General features: G+C 58.0%; 12 protein-coding genes and 1 pseudogene. 5 read left to right on the forward strand and 8 right to left on the reverse strand.

Features of this window, described 5'->3' with window-relative positions:
- The first annotated feature begins 152 nt into the window (after positions 1-152).
- A complete protein-coding gene (locus LOC70_RS03300; protein ID WP_230251803.1) occupies positions 153-1694 on the forward strand; it encodes a YifB family Mg chelatase-like AAA ATPase in 1542 nt (513 codons plus the stop codon).
- A gap of 340 nt (positions 1695-2034) precedes the next feature.
- Here LOC70_RS03300 and LOC70_RS03305 read toward each other — a convergent pair whose 3' ends face one another.
- From LOC70_RS03305 to LOC70_RS03325, 5 genes are all read right to left on the reverse strand, one after another.
- Positions 2035-2307, reverse strand: coding sequence for a hypothetical protein (locus tag LOC70_RS03305; RefSeq protein WP_230251805.1), 273 nt, complete (start codon positions 2305-2307; stop codon positions 2035-2037).
- A 223-nt stretch (positions 2308-2530) separates the two neighbouring features.
- On the reverse strand, positions 2531-5881 hold the full coding sequence (locus LOC70_RS03310; protein ID WP_230251807.1) for a hypothetical protein: 3351 nt from the start codon (positions 5879-5881) through the stop codon (positions 2531-2533).
- A complete protein-coding gene (locus LOC70_RS03315; protein WP_315857195.1) occupies positions 5875-6399 on the reverse strand; it encodes a KdsC family phosphatase in 525 nt (174 codons plus the stop codon). The genes LOC70_RS03310 and LOC70_RS03315 overlap by 7 nt, the downstream gene beginning before the upstream one ends.
- A 19-nt stretch (positions 6400-6418) precedes the next feature.
- On the reverse strand, positions 6419-7570 hold the full coding sequence (locus LOC70_RS03320; RefSeq protein ID WP_390888990.1) for a KpsF/GutQ family sugar-phosphate isomerase: 1152 nt from the start codon (positions 7568-7570) through the stop codon (positions 6419-6421).
- A gap of 212 nt (positions 7571-7782) precedes the next feature.
- Entirely contained in the window at positions 7783-8700 is a 918-nt protein-coding gene (locus tag LOC70_RS03325) for an RDD family protein (protein ID WP_230251810.1), read from the reverse strand.
- On the opposite strand from LOC70_RS03325, the pseudogene LOC70_RS03330 reads away from it, so the two are divergent.
- Positions 8694-10369, forward strand: a pseudogene (locus LOC70_RS03330) (Nramp family divalent metal transporter). The gene LOC70_RS03325 and the pseudogene LOC70_RS03330 sit on opposite strands and share 7 nt — an antisense overlap.
- Positions 10370-10737: 368 nt before the next feature.
- Here LOC70_RS03330 and LOC70_RS03335 read toward each other — a convergent pair.
- From LOC70_RS03335 to LOC70_RS03345, 3 genes are read right to left on the reverse strand one after another with little or no spacing between them, the layout of a single operon-like run.
- Positions 10738-10947, reverse strand: a complete 210-nt coding sequence (locus LOC70_RS03335) for a hypothetical protein (RefSeq protein WP_230251812.1) — start codon at positions 10945-10947, stop codon at positions 10738-10740.
- Positions 10944-12023, reverse strand: coding sequence for a D-2-hydroxyacid dehydrogenase (locus LOC70_RS03340; protein ID WP_230251813.1), 1080 nt, complete (start codon positions 12021-12023; stop codon positions 10944-10946). Before LOC70_RS03340 ends, LOC70_RS03335 begins: the two co-directional genes overlap by 4 nt.
- A complete protein-coding gene (locus tag LOC70_RS03345) occupies positions 12007-13110 on the reverse strand; it encodes a glucose 1-dehydrogenase (RefSeq protein WP_230251815.1) in 1104 nt (367 codons plus the stop codon). The genes LOC70_RS03340 and LOC70_RS03345 overlap by 17 nt, the downstream gene beginning before the upstream one ends.
- 199 nt (positions 13111-13309) lie before the next feature.
- Here LOC70_RS03345 and LOC70_RS03350 point away from each other — a divergent pair, with 199 nt between their 5' ends.
- The 3 genes from LOC70_RS03350 (at position 13310) to sufB (ending at position 16596) form a co-directional block, all read left to right on the forward strand.
- Positions 13310-14230 carry a helix-turn-helix transcriptional regulator gene (locus LOC70_RS03350; RefSeq protein WP_230251816.1) on the forward strand — a complete coding sequence of 307 codons (921 nt, stop codon included), beginning with the start codon at positions 13310-13312 and terminating at the stop codon, positions 14228-14230.
- Positions 14231-14315: 85 nt separating this feature from the next.
- Positions 14316-15131 (forward strand): Fe-S cluster assembly ATPase SufC, encoded by an 816-nt coding sequence (sufC, locus tag LOC70_RS03355; RefSeq protein WP_230251817.1) that lies wholly within the window; start codon positions 14316-14318, stop codon positions 15129-15131.
- Between the two features lie 58 nt (positions 15132-15189).
- Positions 15190-16596: a Fe-S cluster assembly protein SufB gene (gene sufB / locus LOC70_RS03360; RefSeq protein ID WP_230251818.1), complete on the forward strand. Its 1407-nt coding sequence runs from the start codon at positions 15190-15192 to the stop codon at positions 16594-16596.
- Positions 16597-16630: the final 34 nt, after the last annotated feature.

A 16630-nucleotide genomic window follows, 5' to 3' on the forward strand; every position in this document is an offset into this window, starting at 1 on the left:
ACCCCACCGTCAGGATGACTTGGTTGCCACACGTTCACCTGCGTCACTGATCGGCAATCGGTCGCCGCACCCAACCCGGTGCTGCCCGCGTCGGTCATGGCACGTTTGCGAACCTGCTTTCTTTTAAGGCCTGCTCACTAAGGATCGCCCGCATGCTTGCACGGCTGAAGACGTTCACTTTGCTCGGGATCGAAGCGATGCCCGTCGACGTCGAGGTGGACATCTCTCCGGCGGCCATGCCCAAAACCATCCTGGTTGGATTGCCCGAAGCCGCCGTTCGTGAAAGCACGCATCGCGTCGAACGAGCCATCGTCAACAGCGGCTTCACACGCCCGCAGGATCGCGTCGTCATCAACTTGGCCCCGGGGGATCTTCCCAAGCAGGCTCCGTCGTTCGATTTGCCCGTGGCACTGGGAGTGTTGGCGGGCAGTGGTCAATTGGCCTTGGATCGGCTGGAAGATTACGCGGTCGTCGGCGAGTTGGCTTTGGAAGGCATCACGCGGCCGGTCAAAGGAGCCTTGTCGATCGCCATCGAAGCGGCCAAGGACAAATCGTTGAAAGGATTGGTTGTGCCCAGTGAGTCCGCCGCGGAAGCCGCCGTGGTGGAAGACTTGGAAGTCATCGCCGTTGATAGCCTGTCGCAATGCGTCGCGTTCTTCGCGGGCGAGATCGATGTGCCACCGGTCCCCAGCGGCGTTGCTGAGATCTTCGAAGCGTTCAGCGAATACGAAGTCGACTTCGCCGATGTCCGAGGCCAAGAATCAGCCAAACGCGCCATGACCATCGCCGCCGCGGGTCGCCACAATTTGCTGATGATCGGTCCGCCGGGAAGCGGGAAAACCATGTTGGCCAAACGCGTGCCGACGATCTTGCCTCCTTTGGTGCCCGGTGAGTCGATTGAAACGACTCGCATCTACAGCGCGGTGGGGCAGCTACCAGCCAAGCAACCGTTGCTCGCCCGACGGCCGTTTCGGAGTCCTCACCACACGATCAGTGACGCGGGTTTGGTTGGTGGCGGCAGTCCACCCGCACCCGGCGAGATCAGCAAGGCTCACAACGGAATCTTGTTTTTGGATGAGTTGCCAGAGTTCAATCGCAAGACGCTGGAGGTCATGCGACAACCGCTCGAAGACGGCGTTGTCACGATCTCGCGTGCTCTCCGAAGCACGACCTTTCCCGCGGACTTCATGCTGATCGCGGCGGCGAACCCGTGCCCTTGCGGTTACAGGTCGGACCCACGGCGAAGTTGCAATTGCACGCCGCCACAAATCGAACGTTACATGGGGAAGATCTCGGGACCGTTGCTCGATCGAGTGGACATCCACATCGAGGTTCCCGCGGTTCCATTCGAAGAGTTGTCGTCACGCAGCGCGTCGAGTGAGACCAGCGAAACGATGCGCGAAACGGTCATGCAGGCTCGCGATGTCCAAGCCGAACGATTTGCGGGCAGCCCGATACGTTACAACGCCCAGATGAGCAGTCGGCAAACGCGTCAGTACTGCGAGCTGAGTGATTCCAGCAAGGCTTTGTTGAAAGCGGGGGTGGAATCGTTGGGATTGTCCGCTCGGGCCCACGACAAGATTCTGCGGGTCGCTCGAACGATCGCGGATTTGGCCGGCGAACCATCCATTCTCGAAGAACACCTGGCCGAAGCCATCGGCTACCGAAACCTCGATGCCGATTTGTGGGTCTGAATCAGCTTCGCATCATTTACGACGGCCCCTCCGGGGCGACATGGTGATGTCCATCCACGGTCTCGGGGCTTCCGCCCCGAGCTAGCGATGTCGGCCCCTCCGGGGCGAATTTTCCTACGTGGTCGGTGGATGGCATGATCCGGCCCTTTCTATCTGAAAGAGCGAATAGCCACTTTGATTCGAAGAAGCGGTGAAGACATCAAGTGAAAGGTCGGACCACGGAGTGATCCGCCACATTGTCGCGGATCGCTCCGCGGTCCCGCGTTCAGCACTGACTCAGCGTCACCTGATCATCCAACTCAAATGTGTTCGCGCGTTCGGACCGACCAAGCTGGTCAACTCAGCGAGGCGAGCTGATTCGGTTGGAGCCGATGGTGACTTGGTTGTCGATGCGCCAAAGAACTCCTGCTTGTCGGATCGAGGGAACCAGTTCGCTTCGCAAGTCCGCCGTCGGCAAGGAGCCCTCGAGCAACACGCTGGAGTCGGCGATCGAGACATGCAGCTGATCGGCATAGTCGCTCAATGTGGCGTGCTCTCGAAACATGTTCTCAATGCGTTGCAACGTCATTTGAACATGACACTCGGGCTGGGTCGCTTCCATCAATCGGATCATAGCTGCGGTTCCCCGTAAGGAATGGCGGAACGAAGGCGGGAGTTTTTGGGCGGGTTCAAAAACACCATGACAAGTCTGCCGCTCGTTCAGCCGACAGGTCGGAAAGGTGTTCTCGATTTGTTTCGAAACCACGGAATGTCTTTGGGAGACGCAATCTTCATGCCAGTTGTGACGCTTATCAGGCGTTCCATCGCGTGAAGGCAAGTCAATCGCAATGCGTCGTTTATCGCTGGGCGGGGCGATCGCTGAACGCGGAAAGGTCGCCAGGTAGCACTTTGAACGTGGGCATGGAGAGGATTTCCATGGTCTTCAGTCGCATCGTCGCATGTCCGACTTCCAGGTTGATGCCGGGTTTGCCGAGGGCGGTGGTTTGCATCAAACGGGCGGGGCGGGTTGGTGCCCCGAACACCGTGAACAGGTCTTTCGCGGCGGCGTAGCCACAACGATCCGCGGTGACCGTGTAAGCCGATTTGTCGGTGCGAGTACGGAACAGAACCCCGCCCGCCGCTTCGATCTCCCACGCCGTGGTCGTCACACCCATCGTGCGTTGTTGAAACGGGACACTGGGGTCGACCGCGATTCGAAGCGTGTCGCAATCGATGGTGGATTCGCCCTGCGACAGCAAATCCATTTGAGTGGCATCCATTCGGGTTTCGAAGTCGGGCAGTGTTTGCTGGGCGACTCGGACACCCCGCCGAAAGGTCAGGGTCTTGGCCAGCAAGTCGCCTTGCATGGATTCCTGGAAGATCAAATGCACGCCCATGATGGTCGGTTCGGTCGACTCGTTTTGCCCGCCCGCATTCGTGTCTTCGATCATGTCGGGGTTCCAAGCCGCGGCTTTCGTGTTCGTGCCAGAACTGGCGGCGACGGTGCTCGAAACCGGTTTGGATGGGGCAAGTAAGCCGCCTCCCTTTGTGTTGCGAATCCAAGCTCGGTAGGAGCCCGGTCCGGGCGCGATGATCGCCCCCGATGCACCCTCGGACGTGGAAACGGGCGTGGCACCATTCGCATCCGCCACGGGCGAATTGGGAACCCAAGCCAAACGTGAGGTTTGCAAGTGATGACGTGATTCACGGATTCCATCGCGAGCGAACTGGTCGACGGTCAATTCGACGGGTTGCGATCCGGTTTGGACCAACGCGATCTCGGCGATGCCGGCTTTCTTAAAACTGTCGGGCGTTCGCAAATGGATGGCATCGGTGAGGGTCCATTTCAATTGGTCCCCACGCATCTGAATTTCGTTGGTGGTTTCGCCTTGGGTGATGACTGTGTCCAAGACCACACCGCCGGCCAAGGTCGCGACTTTGCCGTCAAAGGTCATCGAACCACCGAAACGACATCGTGGTTGTCGAGACCAACGAGCGGAGGATTGGGTGGGATTGCCAGAGGCCACCGAAAGAGCCGGCAGCATGTGCGACGGCAGAACAAACTGTCCCGCGTCGTTGACCCACACAAAGTTGTCTTCCGGGCGGACCTGAATCTGCGGGCCAATGAAGAAACCGTCACCCATTTGCAAACGAGCCGGAACACCAGCGGTGCCGGTCAATTCCATCACATCGCCAACGCCGCCGTCTCGGAATCGCAGCTTTTCTCCCGTCAAAGTCGCCAGCATCGTTGTGGGTGATGACGAACTCGGAGGTTTTGCCGGGTTGGCTGGACGCATCTTCATCGGATGAGTCACTTCCACACCGCCGGTGACGCTAAGGTCCGTGGCGGTCAATTCGCCGCCGCCCATCGTCAGCGTGGCCGCGACCATGTCACCGCGAATCGTTGCGGGATGCTCGGGAACCGAGGGGTCGCGATTGTTGATGGAAGACTGCGAAGATTGGGGCTGACGGACCCATTTTCGAATTGGATCGTTGGTTTGCGCCGAAACCTTGTTGGGCGAATGGGACGCTTGTTCAAAGAACAAATGCATCCGGTTGGTGCTCGCTCGCAACGACGGCGAGTTGATTTGCACGTTGCCCAAGGCCGCCAGCGTCTTTGGCATCCATTCGCGGTTCAACGAATCATCGTCGGAGTCAGTCGGTCTCGTTGCCGCGTCGGTTTTGGTCGCGGGTTGCAGAAGGCCTTCAACGCGATCGGCGAGGAACGATCCACCATCGGCCAACACGGCTCGCAGTTGGCCTTCGCACCACACGCTGAAGTCGACTTGCAGTTCGTCCGGTGTGGCGACGCCTTGTGGTTCGATCTGCAAATCGTTTTGCCAGCTAAACGATCGCATGGCGGAGTCGGCTGCGTGGTGGAACACTCGCCCGGGGCCTTCCACACTGATCGTTCCGAGCTGTTTGGGAGCCGACGGATTGAAGCGGTAGCGAATCTGCGACAAGAACGCTTCCAATTCGCCTCGTTGAAGCCGAACAAAGTCGTTCTGTGGCTGGTGGGTGGGTGCTTGTCCGGGGGCGTCCAGCACGGACAGTGGGTCCGCGATCAACCAGCCTTCGACTGGATCAAACACGATCCGGCCGGCGGTCATCCCGAACATTTGCGAGCGGATTTCCATCTGCACGGGTGACCCGGTGGCTTCCACGCGATCGATCCAGTCCATCGCCGTGTCGCGACGGAGTTTGGAATTCAGCGGGTCCCGAAGCGTCATGACCAACGAGTCGCAACGAAAACGGTCGATCCAATTGTCGCTCGGAGGCGTGATTTGATTGGTGGTCGCCGAGGCGGCGGGCGGCAAGCGAAGCAGTTCGACGTCTTGGTTGAGGCTGAGTTGATCCAACGCAAAGTCGTACTGGATCATGTTCCCACAACGAACTTCCACCACGCCTTTGGGTTCGTCTTGAGATGGATCGTTGGGATCGTCCAGCGGCAGCGAAAGTTTTTGCAGATAGACCAATTCCATTCGGTCCAACGTTCCGGTCACATCATTGGATCGACCGGCGGAAGACGCTGACGCGGCCAGGTGCAATGTCAGCACACGGCCGATCATCGTCGCGCGACCGACTTGCATATGAATCGGATCATTCGTCCAGATCGTACGGCGATCGATGCCGACGTTGGACGTGCGAATGTGCAGCACGGAATCCGTCGCGGTCATCGGATCGGGTGGCTCGGACGAGATGCCCTGGACTTGGTAGGCCGACGCGAGCTTTGCGGCTTCACCGGTCGGTTGCGTTGAACGTTGAATGATCACATCCCCACGAAGCTGGCCTCGTTCAATCGACGGGGCCACGCCGCTCATGACGTCCAACGGAGCGTCGAATTTGATCAACGCACCCTCGGATGCGCTGATCAGGATCGGTTCTTTCGACCCGGCTTCGTTCAAGCCGCGACCGATGACGATCGTGATGGGTTTCAGTTCCCAGGTTTGGCCATCCTTTTGCTTGCAGTCTTTGCAAAGCAACATCCCATCGTCCGTTTTCAAACGAATGGTTCGGCCGCGTTGCCAATCCGTGTCGGCAAACAGGTCGTCCAAGTTGCCATCGCCGCCACTCATCTTGGGCGGTGATACCGGCGCAGCGACGATTTCGGGCGGGGTCAACCACGCCGCCACGGTCACTTGATAAAGACCGGCCATTGCTACTAACGCGCACAAACCGATCAGGTAGTCGCGCAGTTGCGTCAGCATGGAGGCTCTTTCGAGACGGACGGCCACCGATCGGCGGCTCGCATCAATCGTTCAATCAATTCGCGAACCGCACCGGTTCCGCCGGGCAATCGTGTGATCCAGTGAGCGGCTTCTCGGGCGTCGATGGACGCATCATCCGGGGCCGCGGCCAATGCCACTCGATGCATGACCGCGATGTCGGGAACATCGTCGCCGATGTAGCAAACTTGTTCGGGGGTGACACCCATCGCGGACATCATCTCCGTCGCGGTTGCCCACTTGTCGCTGGAATTTTGCACCACGTGATGGATGCCCAATTCTTTGGCTCGTCGTGACAGGGCATCGCTGTGACGCGCGGTGATGATGCCGAAGTGCAGCCCCGCGTTCATCCAAGCTTTGATGCCATAGCCATCGCGAACGTGAAAGGTTTTGGTTTCGGCTCCGGTGGAGTCGTAGTACAGCTTGCCATCACTCAACACGCCATCCACGTCCGACAAAATGCATTGGATTTTGCCGGCGACTTCACGATCCGAGAACAAGGCATGACGGGCGGACAAATCAGTCTCCTGAGGTGATGGGGATGCAGCGTGGGCCGTCATCGTTTGGGTTGCTTGTGGTGCTTGGCGTTTCGGTGCGATCTGTATTGGTCGCTTGGCGAACATCGCCGGTGGCTACCAAGTCCGTGATGTCGATCATTCCAATCGGGCGTTGATCTTCGTCCACGACAGGCAACTCGCTGATCTTTCGTTGCGACAACAGTTCGACCGCACGTGGCAACCGTTCGGTCTCCGCGACACAAACCGGGCTCTCGGTCATGAAGTTTTCGATGGGCTCGTCCAAGCTGGTCTCTTGGCGTCGTTGCAACAGTCGAGCGAGATCGCTGTCGGTGAAGATGCCGGACAATCGTTGTTGATCGTCCAGCAACAAGATGGCCCCGCTACGTCGGCCGGAACCCCCAATCATCATCGCTTCACGAATCGTGATGGTCTGCGGTGCGACTCGGCATTCCGAGATCGGCCGCATGGCTTGTCGCACGTCGGTCAATTTGCGACCCAGTGCACCGCCGGGATGGAAACGAGCGAAGTCGTCTGGCGTGAATCCACACAAACGCGAAGCCAAGATGGCGATCGCGTCGCCCACCGCCAACATCACGGAGGTGGAACAGGTGGGAGCCAAACCATCGGGACAGGCTTCACGATGTCGGCCAATCGGAACGACATGGTCCGCAAGATCCGCCAACGGATTTTCGCGATCCGCCGTGACGGCGATGATGCCGCAGGCTTGTGACTTCAGGTACTCGACCACGCGAAGGACTTCTTCGCTGCGGCCGGAATTCGAAAAGGCGATGACCAGGTCTTTGGCTTGCACTCGACCGAGGTCACCGTGCACCGCTTCGATCGGATGCAGGAAGTGAGCCGGCGAACCGGTGCTAGCCAACGTCGCGACCAACTTCTGTGCGATCAGTCCGGCTTTGCCCACGCCGGTCAGCACGATCGAACCTTCGCAGCGACTGATCCACGCCGCGGCTTCGGCGGCATCGGACGAGGCGATGGTGGCGGCTTTCTGAATCGCGTCGGCTTCCCGCACCATGGTCTCGCGGACCAGACGGATTTGTTCCAAAGGCGAGAGGGGCGTTAACGTCGGGATGGACCCGCCGTGTGTGGGTTGAGGTCGTGGAGCCACAATCGCGTCCTTGCTCTTGTCGCGGATCTGGAGTCCGCGACGATGGGATCGCGGGACAGTCTGAATTTGCGACCCTAGCGAAAATTCGCGTTTCACCGCAAGACGAACCCGACCGCGATTACACTGCAAATCCGAGGCGAAAACGTCGTGATTTGTTGTCGAAAGGCAGCTGAGAGGCGTTCTTTCGACGCCAAGGGAATCGATCCAATCCCAAGTCCTCGGGCGACGATTGGACCGAATCAGGTGGCGGCGGGTGCCATGTCTCTCAGCAACGGACTGTAGCCCGCCAGCGGACCCAAATCGGGCGACTCCGCGTGTCGCTCGGCGAGGAACGTCTTGTAATACAACGCGACCATCAGCAGATCCGAATCGATGTCCGGGCGAAACTCAAAGCGGTCGATCAATGGAATCGTCAGGTGCCGAGCGATCTCGCGTCGGCGAGCCGCGGTCAAATACTGACGTCGTTCGGCGTAGATCGCCAACGTCCTCGCCATGCTTCGCGAGACCAAGTAGTCGCCGGGGATGTAGGACGCCAGAGGTGCCACTCGCGGATCGTCGATTTTCGCGAGCGGTAATTGCCAAGTTTTCTCATCGATGATGACCATGGTTCCGCTGGCGATGTCACCCAACCGTTGCATGCGGCGGGTGCTGAGCACACAAATCAGTCCGACCATTCCCGTCGGAATGATGAACACGGGCGGGATGTCGTCGCCCAAACTGCTCAGCGCGGCGACGGGTGCAAGATCAGCGATCCGGAGCAAGTTCCGCAGCACGGCACGCTTGCCGTTGATCGGGCAACCATCGACATCGATCACGCGAATGCCGCACGCCCATTTGCCGATCGTGCGTCCGTTGAAGAATGTCTCCAACGCCGCCCCGTAGAACCAGCTGATCAAAAAGTAGCTGATGATCCCAACGGCGGTCGCAAAGGATCCCAAGCTCTGCAGACCAGACAGTCCCACGAACAGGATCAACGCCAAGATCACGGCCAAGATCACAACAAAACGGACAAAGACATCAATGAAGTAAGCCGGCAGCCTTCGGAACGGACCAGCCAGTTGATATTCAAACGCAATGTTCTCCGGCGTCACCACGCCGATGGTGGTGTCGAGCGGGCGTTGGGAGTCGGTGTCGAGTCGGTGATCATCGCTTGCCATGGTGGTGCTACTATATCAGTCTTTCCGCCCCGCATCCCACCTCATCTCTCCCCACCGAGGACTTGTTTTGGAATCAACTGAAGCCGAAGTCCCCACCGCCGCAGATTCTTCGGACCGTCGCGACCCGCCCACGCATTGGTGGCGAATCCTCACCAACATCGGGCCTGGATTGATCATCGCCGGATCCATCGTCGGCAGTGGCGAACTGATCGCAACGACCAAAACAGGTGCCGAAGCGGGATTCACGTTGTTGTGGCTGATCCTGATCGGCTGCGTCGTGAAGGTGTTCACCCAAGTCGAAATGGGCCGGTACACATTGATCAGCGGGCAGACTTCGCTGCAGGCGTTCAACGAGCTTCCAGGGCCAAGGCTGGGGCGTCACGGAAACTGGTTGGTTTGGGCGTGGGCGGTGATGTGGTTGGCCAGCATCGGTCAGCAAGGCGGCATCGTCGGTAGCGTTGGACAAGCCGTCGCGATCACGATGCCGGCCACGTCGCATGGCGTGTCAGAGAATCAGGTTGCCGATGCTGAGCAAATGCTAACGTTTCAACGATATGCCGCCGAAGCCGAACGACAACGGTCAGGGGAAGCCGTTGATCTCTCCGGCGACGTGGAGACCTTGAGCAACCAGCAACTGCAAGCACGCGAATCTGAAGTGGTGGCGTTGAGGTTGGCTCACGAATTGGAACATGGAAAACAGGAACCACCGGACGTCGCTTTGTGGGCCACGATCATCACGATCGCAACCAGTGTTTTGTTGTACGTCGGACGTTATGGGGTGATCCAAACCTTCAGCACCGTGTTGGTGGGATCGTTCACGTTGCTGACCGTTGTCAACTTGGTGTTGTTGCAAGGTGAAGTCGACTACCGCGTGACCGCGGAGGAATTTTGGTCTGGTTTGAAAGGCAGTCTTCCGCCCAGCGAAGGTGGAAGCGGGGCGTTGGTCACCGCTTTGGCAACGTTTGGCATCATCGGTGTCGGTGCGGGCGAGTTGATTGCGTATCCCTATTGGTGTCTGGAAAAAGGCTACGCCAAATTCACTGGGAAGAATGACGGCACGGAACAATGGCGTCGTCGGGCGAGTGGTTGGATGCGGGTGATGCAGGTGGATGCCTGGGGATCGATGCTGGTCTACACCTTTGCCACCGTGGCGTTTTACTTGTTGGGTGCTGCGGTGTTGCACCGAGTGGGACTGAACCCCGAGAAGTCGGAACTGGTCCGCACGTTGGCGGTGATGTATGTGCCTGTGTTCTCGAACTGGGCGGCCGGGTTGTTTTTGTTTGGTGCGATTGCAGTTTTGTATTCCACGTTCTTTGTGGCCTGTGCCGGTCACGCTCGCGTGTTTTCCGATGCGTTGCGAGTGGTGGGGTGGATCGACGGCAGCGAAGCGACTCGCGACCGATGGGTTCGTGGTTTGGGAGCGTTCTTTCCGATCATGAGTTTGGTGTTTTACTTGGCGTTTCCATCACCGGCCCAGTTGGTTTTGATCAGTGGCATCACGCAAGGGATCGTGTTGCCAATGATCGCCGGTGCCGCGATTTGGTTCCGCTATTGCCGATCCGTGGATGGTTTGCGTCCCGGCAAGTTTTGGGACGCGATGCTTTGGCTTTCCGGCGTTGCCATGTTGATCACCGGCGTTTGGACCATCGTCGCCACGGTCACCAAGTAGGTCGGGCCATGCCCAACAAGGTTTGCCGATACGCGTAGGTCAGGCCATGCCTGACGATGGTTGCTGGCCGGTTGATGTGCCTTTGCCGGGGAACATTATTCAAGAACACTCCTCGCTTCTGCGAAGCATCGGTCGGTGCGGCGGGTGAGGCCCGCCCTACGCTGGCGCATTCGTGCCCACTGAGAACCGTGGGTCAGGCCATGCCTGACGAGGGTTGTTGGCCGGTTGATGTGCCTTCGCCGGTGAACGTTTTTCGAGAACACTCCTCGCTTCTGCGAAGCATCGGTCGGTGCGGCGGGTGAGACCCGCCCTACGCTGGCGCATTCGTGCCCACTGAGAACCGTGGGTCAGGCCATGCCTGACGACAATCACTGACCGACGGTTGGAGAGGTGTTCTTGCGAACGACGTCCTTGCTGTCGGGACGCAATTCGATCGACAGATTGATCGAACGATAGGTGCGATTGAATTCTTCGACGAACGATTCGCGATGGGTGGGTGGCATGAGAAGCGGTCCTTCCGCGTGATCACCCTGGTACAGGATCGCATCGCCGGGAAGCGTTTCTCGCCAACTGCTCATGCTTGCGTTCTCACCCAGGCCGCGTGCGAATCGTTCGGATGAGGGAACCCGAGCTGCTTGTCGACGCGGTTGATGATCGTCTCGCCGTGGAAGTAACGTCGCAAATTGACGCAAGCCAACCGGTTGGAATCATCCACCCGTCGAGCCGATTGGGCACCAACGTGCGGCGTGATCAACACGTTCGGATCGTCCCAAAGCGGACTGCTTTCCGGCAACGGCTCCGTGTAAGTCACATCAACACCGGCACCCGCCAAATGGCCACTTTGCAATGCGTCGACCAAGGCGTCTTCGTCGAGAACCTGACCACGAGCCACGTTGATCAAATAGCCGCCCGGTTTCATCTGGGCGATCTGCTCCGCTCCGATGAACTTCCTGGTCGAGGCATTCAGTGGCAACGTCAAGATCACGATGTCACTTTGAGCGAACAGTTCGTTGACTTGATTCGCCGGCCACAAGGATTCAACTTCGGCGGGGCAGTCCTCGGGGTAGTAGTCGGTCGCGATCAAGCGAACGTCCCACGGAGCCAATTTCGCAGCGATGGCTCGCCCATTACCGCCTAGACCCACGATGCCGATGGTTTTGCCTCGCAAGTCATCCGTTGGCAATCGAATGAACTCTCGTTTCGGACGAGCTCGTTCGAACAGACCGATGCGACGCAGCACGCCGAACAACAACGCAAAGGTTTGCTCGGCGACCTGCGGTGCAAACAATCCGGACGCGCTGCTGACGATGATGTCAGGGTTCGCGATCACACCGGGAACGAGGCAGTGATCCAGACCCGCGGCACTGGATTGAATCCAACCCAAGCGACCGGCGGCCAAGACTCGATCCCAATCCACCGGGACTTTCGCGTGGCCGATGAAGATGTCCGCGGTGGGAAGCAACTCATCGATGCGTTCCTGACCCGCGTCCACCACTTCGACGTGGTGGTTCAGCGGGCAGTTTGGATCGGCCTTCAGATCCGCGAGCGTTGTTTCCAGTTGCTCGATGTGTCGCGGTTCGGCGGGATAGCACAAGACGACTCGGCGGACCGATTCGACTTCACTCAAAGGCAAACGCTCACGCGGAGGCGACATTGACGAACACCTTCAATGCATCTTTGTCTTCGACGAGCAAACGCATCATCTCTTGATAGTTGTCCAAGCCTTCGACGGGATTGGTCAGGATCTTTTCCAAGACGCCGGGGAACATCATGTCGCCGAGTGCCAGATCGCGAATACCCATTTCGAAGTGACCACGGTTGGCGTTCACGCTACCCAACAGCAGCTTGTTGCCGAGCACCCACTCCAAGTTGATTTTGTCCGAGGGCACTTCTGATTTGCGTTCACCGCCGGTAATGCCTGTCCAGACCACCACGCCGTTGTGACCGATGTGTTCCATCGCTTCAAACGCCAAGGGACTGAATCCCGTCGCGTCGACGATCAAATCGGGGCGACCCGTTTGCTTGACCAATTCGGTCATCGAGGTTTGCGACGTGCTGACGTAAGTCGATTCCAAACCTTCGACGATCTCGGCTTTCAAGTTGGGGGCTTCGCCGCGAGCCAACGTGAAGACTTCCAAGCCACGAAGCTTCAACACCAACGTTGTCAGCAAACCAATTTGGCCGGCACCCAAAACGTAGGCAACTTTCGGATTCCAAACCTTCATGCGGCGCTGCGCCTCGTAGGCTTGGTGAACCGCTTTGGCGGCGCAGCTCATCGGTTCTTGCAAAACATGCAAGTGTTGCAGGCCTTGTGGCACGCGAACGATGTACTCCTCTTCGTCGACGAAGTACTCGGTCAAGAAACCATGACGCAGGTTGATGCCGCGTTCGTAGTAGGTTTCTTCGCTGGTCATGTCGTTGGTGCCGATCAAGTCATAGATCGAACTACCCGGGCGACGGACTGTCGCGGTCACGAAGTCGCCCGGTTTGACTCGTTTGACGTTTTCCCCCACGGCTTCGACGACGCCGAAACACTCGTGGCCGATCACCAAGTAATCGTCGCCGTCGGGGGCGTTGCCATAGAGAGCGTCATTGATCTCGCGATCGGTCGCATCCACACCGACTTTCAATACTTTGACCAGCACACCCATTCCGCCTTCGATCTGGTCGACCGACGGGCGAGCGATCTCTTGCATGTGAACGCTGTTGGGGGTTCCTGGCCTGACCGCGACGGCTTTCATCAAAAAATTCCACTCATCTGGGGGTGTCGAAAAAACGGAGATGAGGCCGGACGCGACCCCTTCATTAGGCATTGAGGGACGAGATCGTCCTGCAACGGCCCAGATCCTAACGAGACAGCGAATTTCCCGTGAGGGGGTTCTCTATGTATTTTTCGCAAGAACGCTTGTCAAAAATCATCGGATTGGAATACTTACCTGTATGCCAACTTCTTCCTCCACAACCGAATCCAACACCAAAGCGTCCGTCGAGGCGACGGTGGTGATGAATTCACGACCTCAAACAGCCGCGAATTCCGCGGTGGTGAGGAGCGTGGACCGGGAGTTGTTGCAGTGTCTTCGCAGTGGGGAATCCAAGGCGATTGGCGATTTGACGCAGCAATTGGGCGTGACCGCGACGGCGGTTCGACAACGTGTCGAACGGTTGCTCGAGGTTGGGTTGATCGCCCGAGAGAAGGTCGTCGCTGGTCGTGGACGCCCCACTTACCGATACGTGTTGACGCCCGCCGGTTATCGCCGGGCGGGTGCTGACGCGACGGAATTGGCCGAGGCCATGTGGGCGGAAATCGTCGCCATGGCGGACGGCGAGACTCGCGAAAACTTGATCTCAGCCATCGCTTCGCGGCTGGGGCGTCAATTTGCCGCGGCTTTGCGGGAAGGCTCGAATCGAGAACCCTCTACGGCGAGCGGTGAGTCGACGACGAGCGATCCCGCGACGGAAGAAGTGCGGGCCGACGAGACGGAAGCGGTCGCTCATTCCGCGACCTGTTCCTGTCACCAATCTACCGATTCCGAATCCTTTCATCTCCGCATGCAGCGATTGACTTCGATGCTGCAGAACAAAGAGATCTCGGCATCTTTGATCGAGCCGGACTCCGACGAAGACGGTGTCTTGCCCGTTTTGGACATCGAGGCGTGTCCGTTCCCCAGTCTGACCGCCGCGGCCGGGGATCGATCCATGTGCCGACTCGAAGAGCAAATGCTTTCCGAAGCGTTGGGCGAGGACGTTCACCTCAGCAGTTGTCGTCTGGACGGCGATTCCTGTTGCCAATTCACCACAAAATCGGATCTTGAATCCGAGGCTTCCACCAAACCTGATTCATCCAAAACCGATTCGGCTTGATTCGCGAGAGTACCCAGTTCCGCGACACAACGAACGCCGAATTCATATACGACCCACTGTCTATCTCTTGAAGGCTTGTCTTCCCATGAACCACATCCTGAAAATCGAAAACCTGCACGTTTCCGTCGGCGACAAACCGATTCTGCGTGGGGTCAACCTGACCATCAATCACGGTGAAACGCACGCTTTGATGGGACCCAACGGCAGCGGCAAAAGCACGCTGGGTTTGGCGATCATGGGACACCCCGGTTACGAAGTGACCGAAGGCAGCATCACATTGGACGGCGAAGACGTCTTGGCAATGGAACCGGATGAGCGTGCTCGCGTGGGCATCTTCATGGCGTTCCAGCGCCCGATGGCAATCCCCGGTGTGAAGATGGCGGACTTCCTGCGTCACGCCACCACCAACGTTCGCAACCCGGAACGCAAGGAAGGCGAAGAGCTGATTCCGATGCGTGAGTTCCGCAAAGAGCTGAAAGAGAAAATGGCTCACCTGCGGATGGATGTCGAGTTCGCTCGTCGCTACGTCAACGATGGGTTCTCCGGCGGTGAAATGAAACGTGCCGAGATCTTGCAACTCGCTATGTTGCAACCCAAGTTCGCTGTGCTGGACGAAACCGATTCGGGCTTGGACGCCGACGCGGTGCGTTTGGCCAGCGAATCGATCGCGGACATCGGACGTGAAAAGATGGGTCTGTTGATCATCACGCACCACGACAAGTTGTTGGTGCACAACCCGCCAGAATTCACACACGTGATGCTCGGCGGACGCTTGGTCGAAACCGGTGGAAAAGAACTGGCCGTGGAATTGCACGAGCACGGTTACGACCGAATTCGCAAGGCTTACCCAGAAGCCGAAGCGGTCAACCAAGAAATGTTGGCCGAAGAAACCGCGGTCTGATTGCCCGCGACGATTCCGAACGAAACCGACTCAACACCAAGTTCACTGAGCTTTACCTATGGCGACCGACGTCACTGAAAACGACCAAATCGGCGAAATCAATAAATACAACTTCCGCACCGAAACCACCGGTGTCTTCAAAGCCCAAAAGGGTTTGAGCGCGGATGTTGTGAACCAGATTTCTGACATCAAAAACGAACCCGATTGGATGCGAGAGTTTCGATTGAAATCTCTCGAGGAATTCGAATCACGCCCCATGCCCAAATGGGGTGGGGCATTGGATTTGGATTTCCAAGACATCTACTACTATTTGAAACCAACGGGGCAGTCCGAGAAGTCTTGGGACGATGTTCCCCAGGAAATCAAAGACACGTTCGACAAGTTGGGCATCCCCGAAGCCGAGAAGAAGTTCTTGGCGGGCGTGAAGGCTCAATTCGAAAGCGAAGTGGTCTACGGTTCGTTGCAAGAAGACCTCGCGAAACAGGGCGTGTTGTTCACGGACACCGACACCGCGGTTCGCGAGCATCCCGAATTGCTGCGTGAGTACTTCGGCACGATCATTCCACCCAACGACAACAAGTTCGCTGCACTGAACAGTGCGGTGTGGTCGGGCGGATCGTTCATATATGTGCCACCCGGTGTGCACATTGACTTCCCGTTGCAAGCTTATTTCCGCATCAACGCGGAAAGCATGGGCCAGTTCGAACGAACGTTGATCATCGTGGATGAAGGTGCCAGCATTCACTACGTCGAGGGCTGCACGGCTCCGATGTATTCGACGGAATCACTTCACAGTGCCGTTGTGGAAGTGGTTGTTAAGAAGAACGCTCGTTGCCGTTACACGACGATCCAAAACTGGGCCAACAACATTTACAACCTCGTGACCAAACGCGCTTACGCGTACCAGGACGCGACGATGGAATGGGTCGATGGCAACCTCGGCAGCAAACTGACCATGAAGTACCCCGCCGTCCACATGATGGAACCCGGTGCTCGTGGTGAAATCTTGTCGATCGCGTTTTCATCCGCCGGTCAGCACCAAGACGCGGGAGCCAAACTGGTGCACGCCGCGCCGAACACGACCGGACAGATCATCAGCAAGTCGATCAGCAAGAACGGCGGTCGCAGCAGTTACCGCGGTTTGGTTCGTGTTGAACCGGGGGCTCACAACAGCAAGAACAACGTTGTTTGTGACGCGTTGATCTTGGATCCCGAAAGCCGCAGCGACACGTATCCCTACATCGAAATCGCGGAGCAAGATGTCCAAATTGGACACGAAGCCAGTGTTTCGCGAATTGGGGAAGAGCAAATGTTCTACTTGCTCAGCCGCGGCCTGACTGAATCCGAGGCCAGCACGATGATCGTCAACGGTTTCATCGAGCCGCTCGTCAAAGAACTGCCCATGGAATACGCGGTCGAAATGAACCGCTTGATCCAATTGCAAATGGAAGGCAGCGTCGGTTAGTCCACAGCCGATCCTGCAATCGCCCGTTGCTCGC

This window comes from Rhodopirellula halodulae, from assembly GCF_020966775.1.
In the GTDB taxonomy this organism is placed as follows: Bacteria; Planctomycetota; Planctomycetia; order Pirellulales; family Pirellulaceae; genus Rhodopirellula; species Rhodopirellula halodulae.

Coding starts and splice junctions, on each gene's coding strand:
- LOC70_RS03300 (WP_230251803.1), top strand. CDS start 153: ATGCTTGCACGGCTGAAGACGTTCACTTTGCTCGGGATCGAAGCGATG.
- LOC70_RS03305 (WP_230251805.1), bottom strand. CDS start 2,307: ATGATCCGATTGATGGAAGCGACCCAGCCCGAGTGTCATGTTCAAATG.
- LOC70_RS03310 (WP_230251807.1), bottom strand. CDS start 5,881: ATGCTGACGCAACTGCGCGACTACCTGATCGGTTTGTGCGCGTTAGTA.
- LOC70_RS03325 (WP_230251810.1), bottom strand. CDS start 8,700: ATGGCAAGCGATGATCACCGACTCGACACCGACTCCCAACGCCCGCTC.
- LOC70_RS03335 (WP_230251812.1), bottom strand. CDS start 10,947: ATGAGCAGTTGGCGAGAAACGCTTCCCGGCGATGCGATCCTGTACCAG.
- LOC70_RS03340 (WP_230251813.1), bottom strand. CDS start 12,023: ATGTCGCCTCCGCGTGAGCGTTTGCCTTTGAGTGAAGTCGAATCGGTC.
- LOC70_RS03345 (WP_230251815.1), bottom strand. CDS start 13,110: ATGAAAGCCGTCGCGGTCAGGCCAGGAACCCCCAACAGCGTTCACATG.
- LOC70_RS03350 (WP_230251816.1), top strand. CDS start 13,310: ATGCCAACTTCTTCCTCCACAACCGAATCCAACACCAAAGCGTCCGTC.
- sufC (WP_230251817.1), top strand. CDS start 14,316: ATGAACCACATCCTGAAAATCGAAAACCTGCACGTTTCCGTCGGCGAC.
- sufB (WP_230251818.1), top strand. CDS start 15,190: ATGGCGACCGACGTCACTGAAAACGACCAAATCGGCGAAATCAATAAA.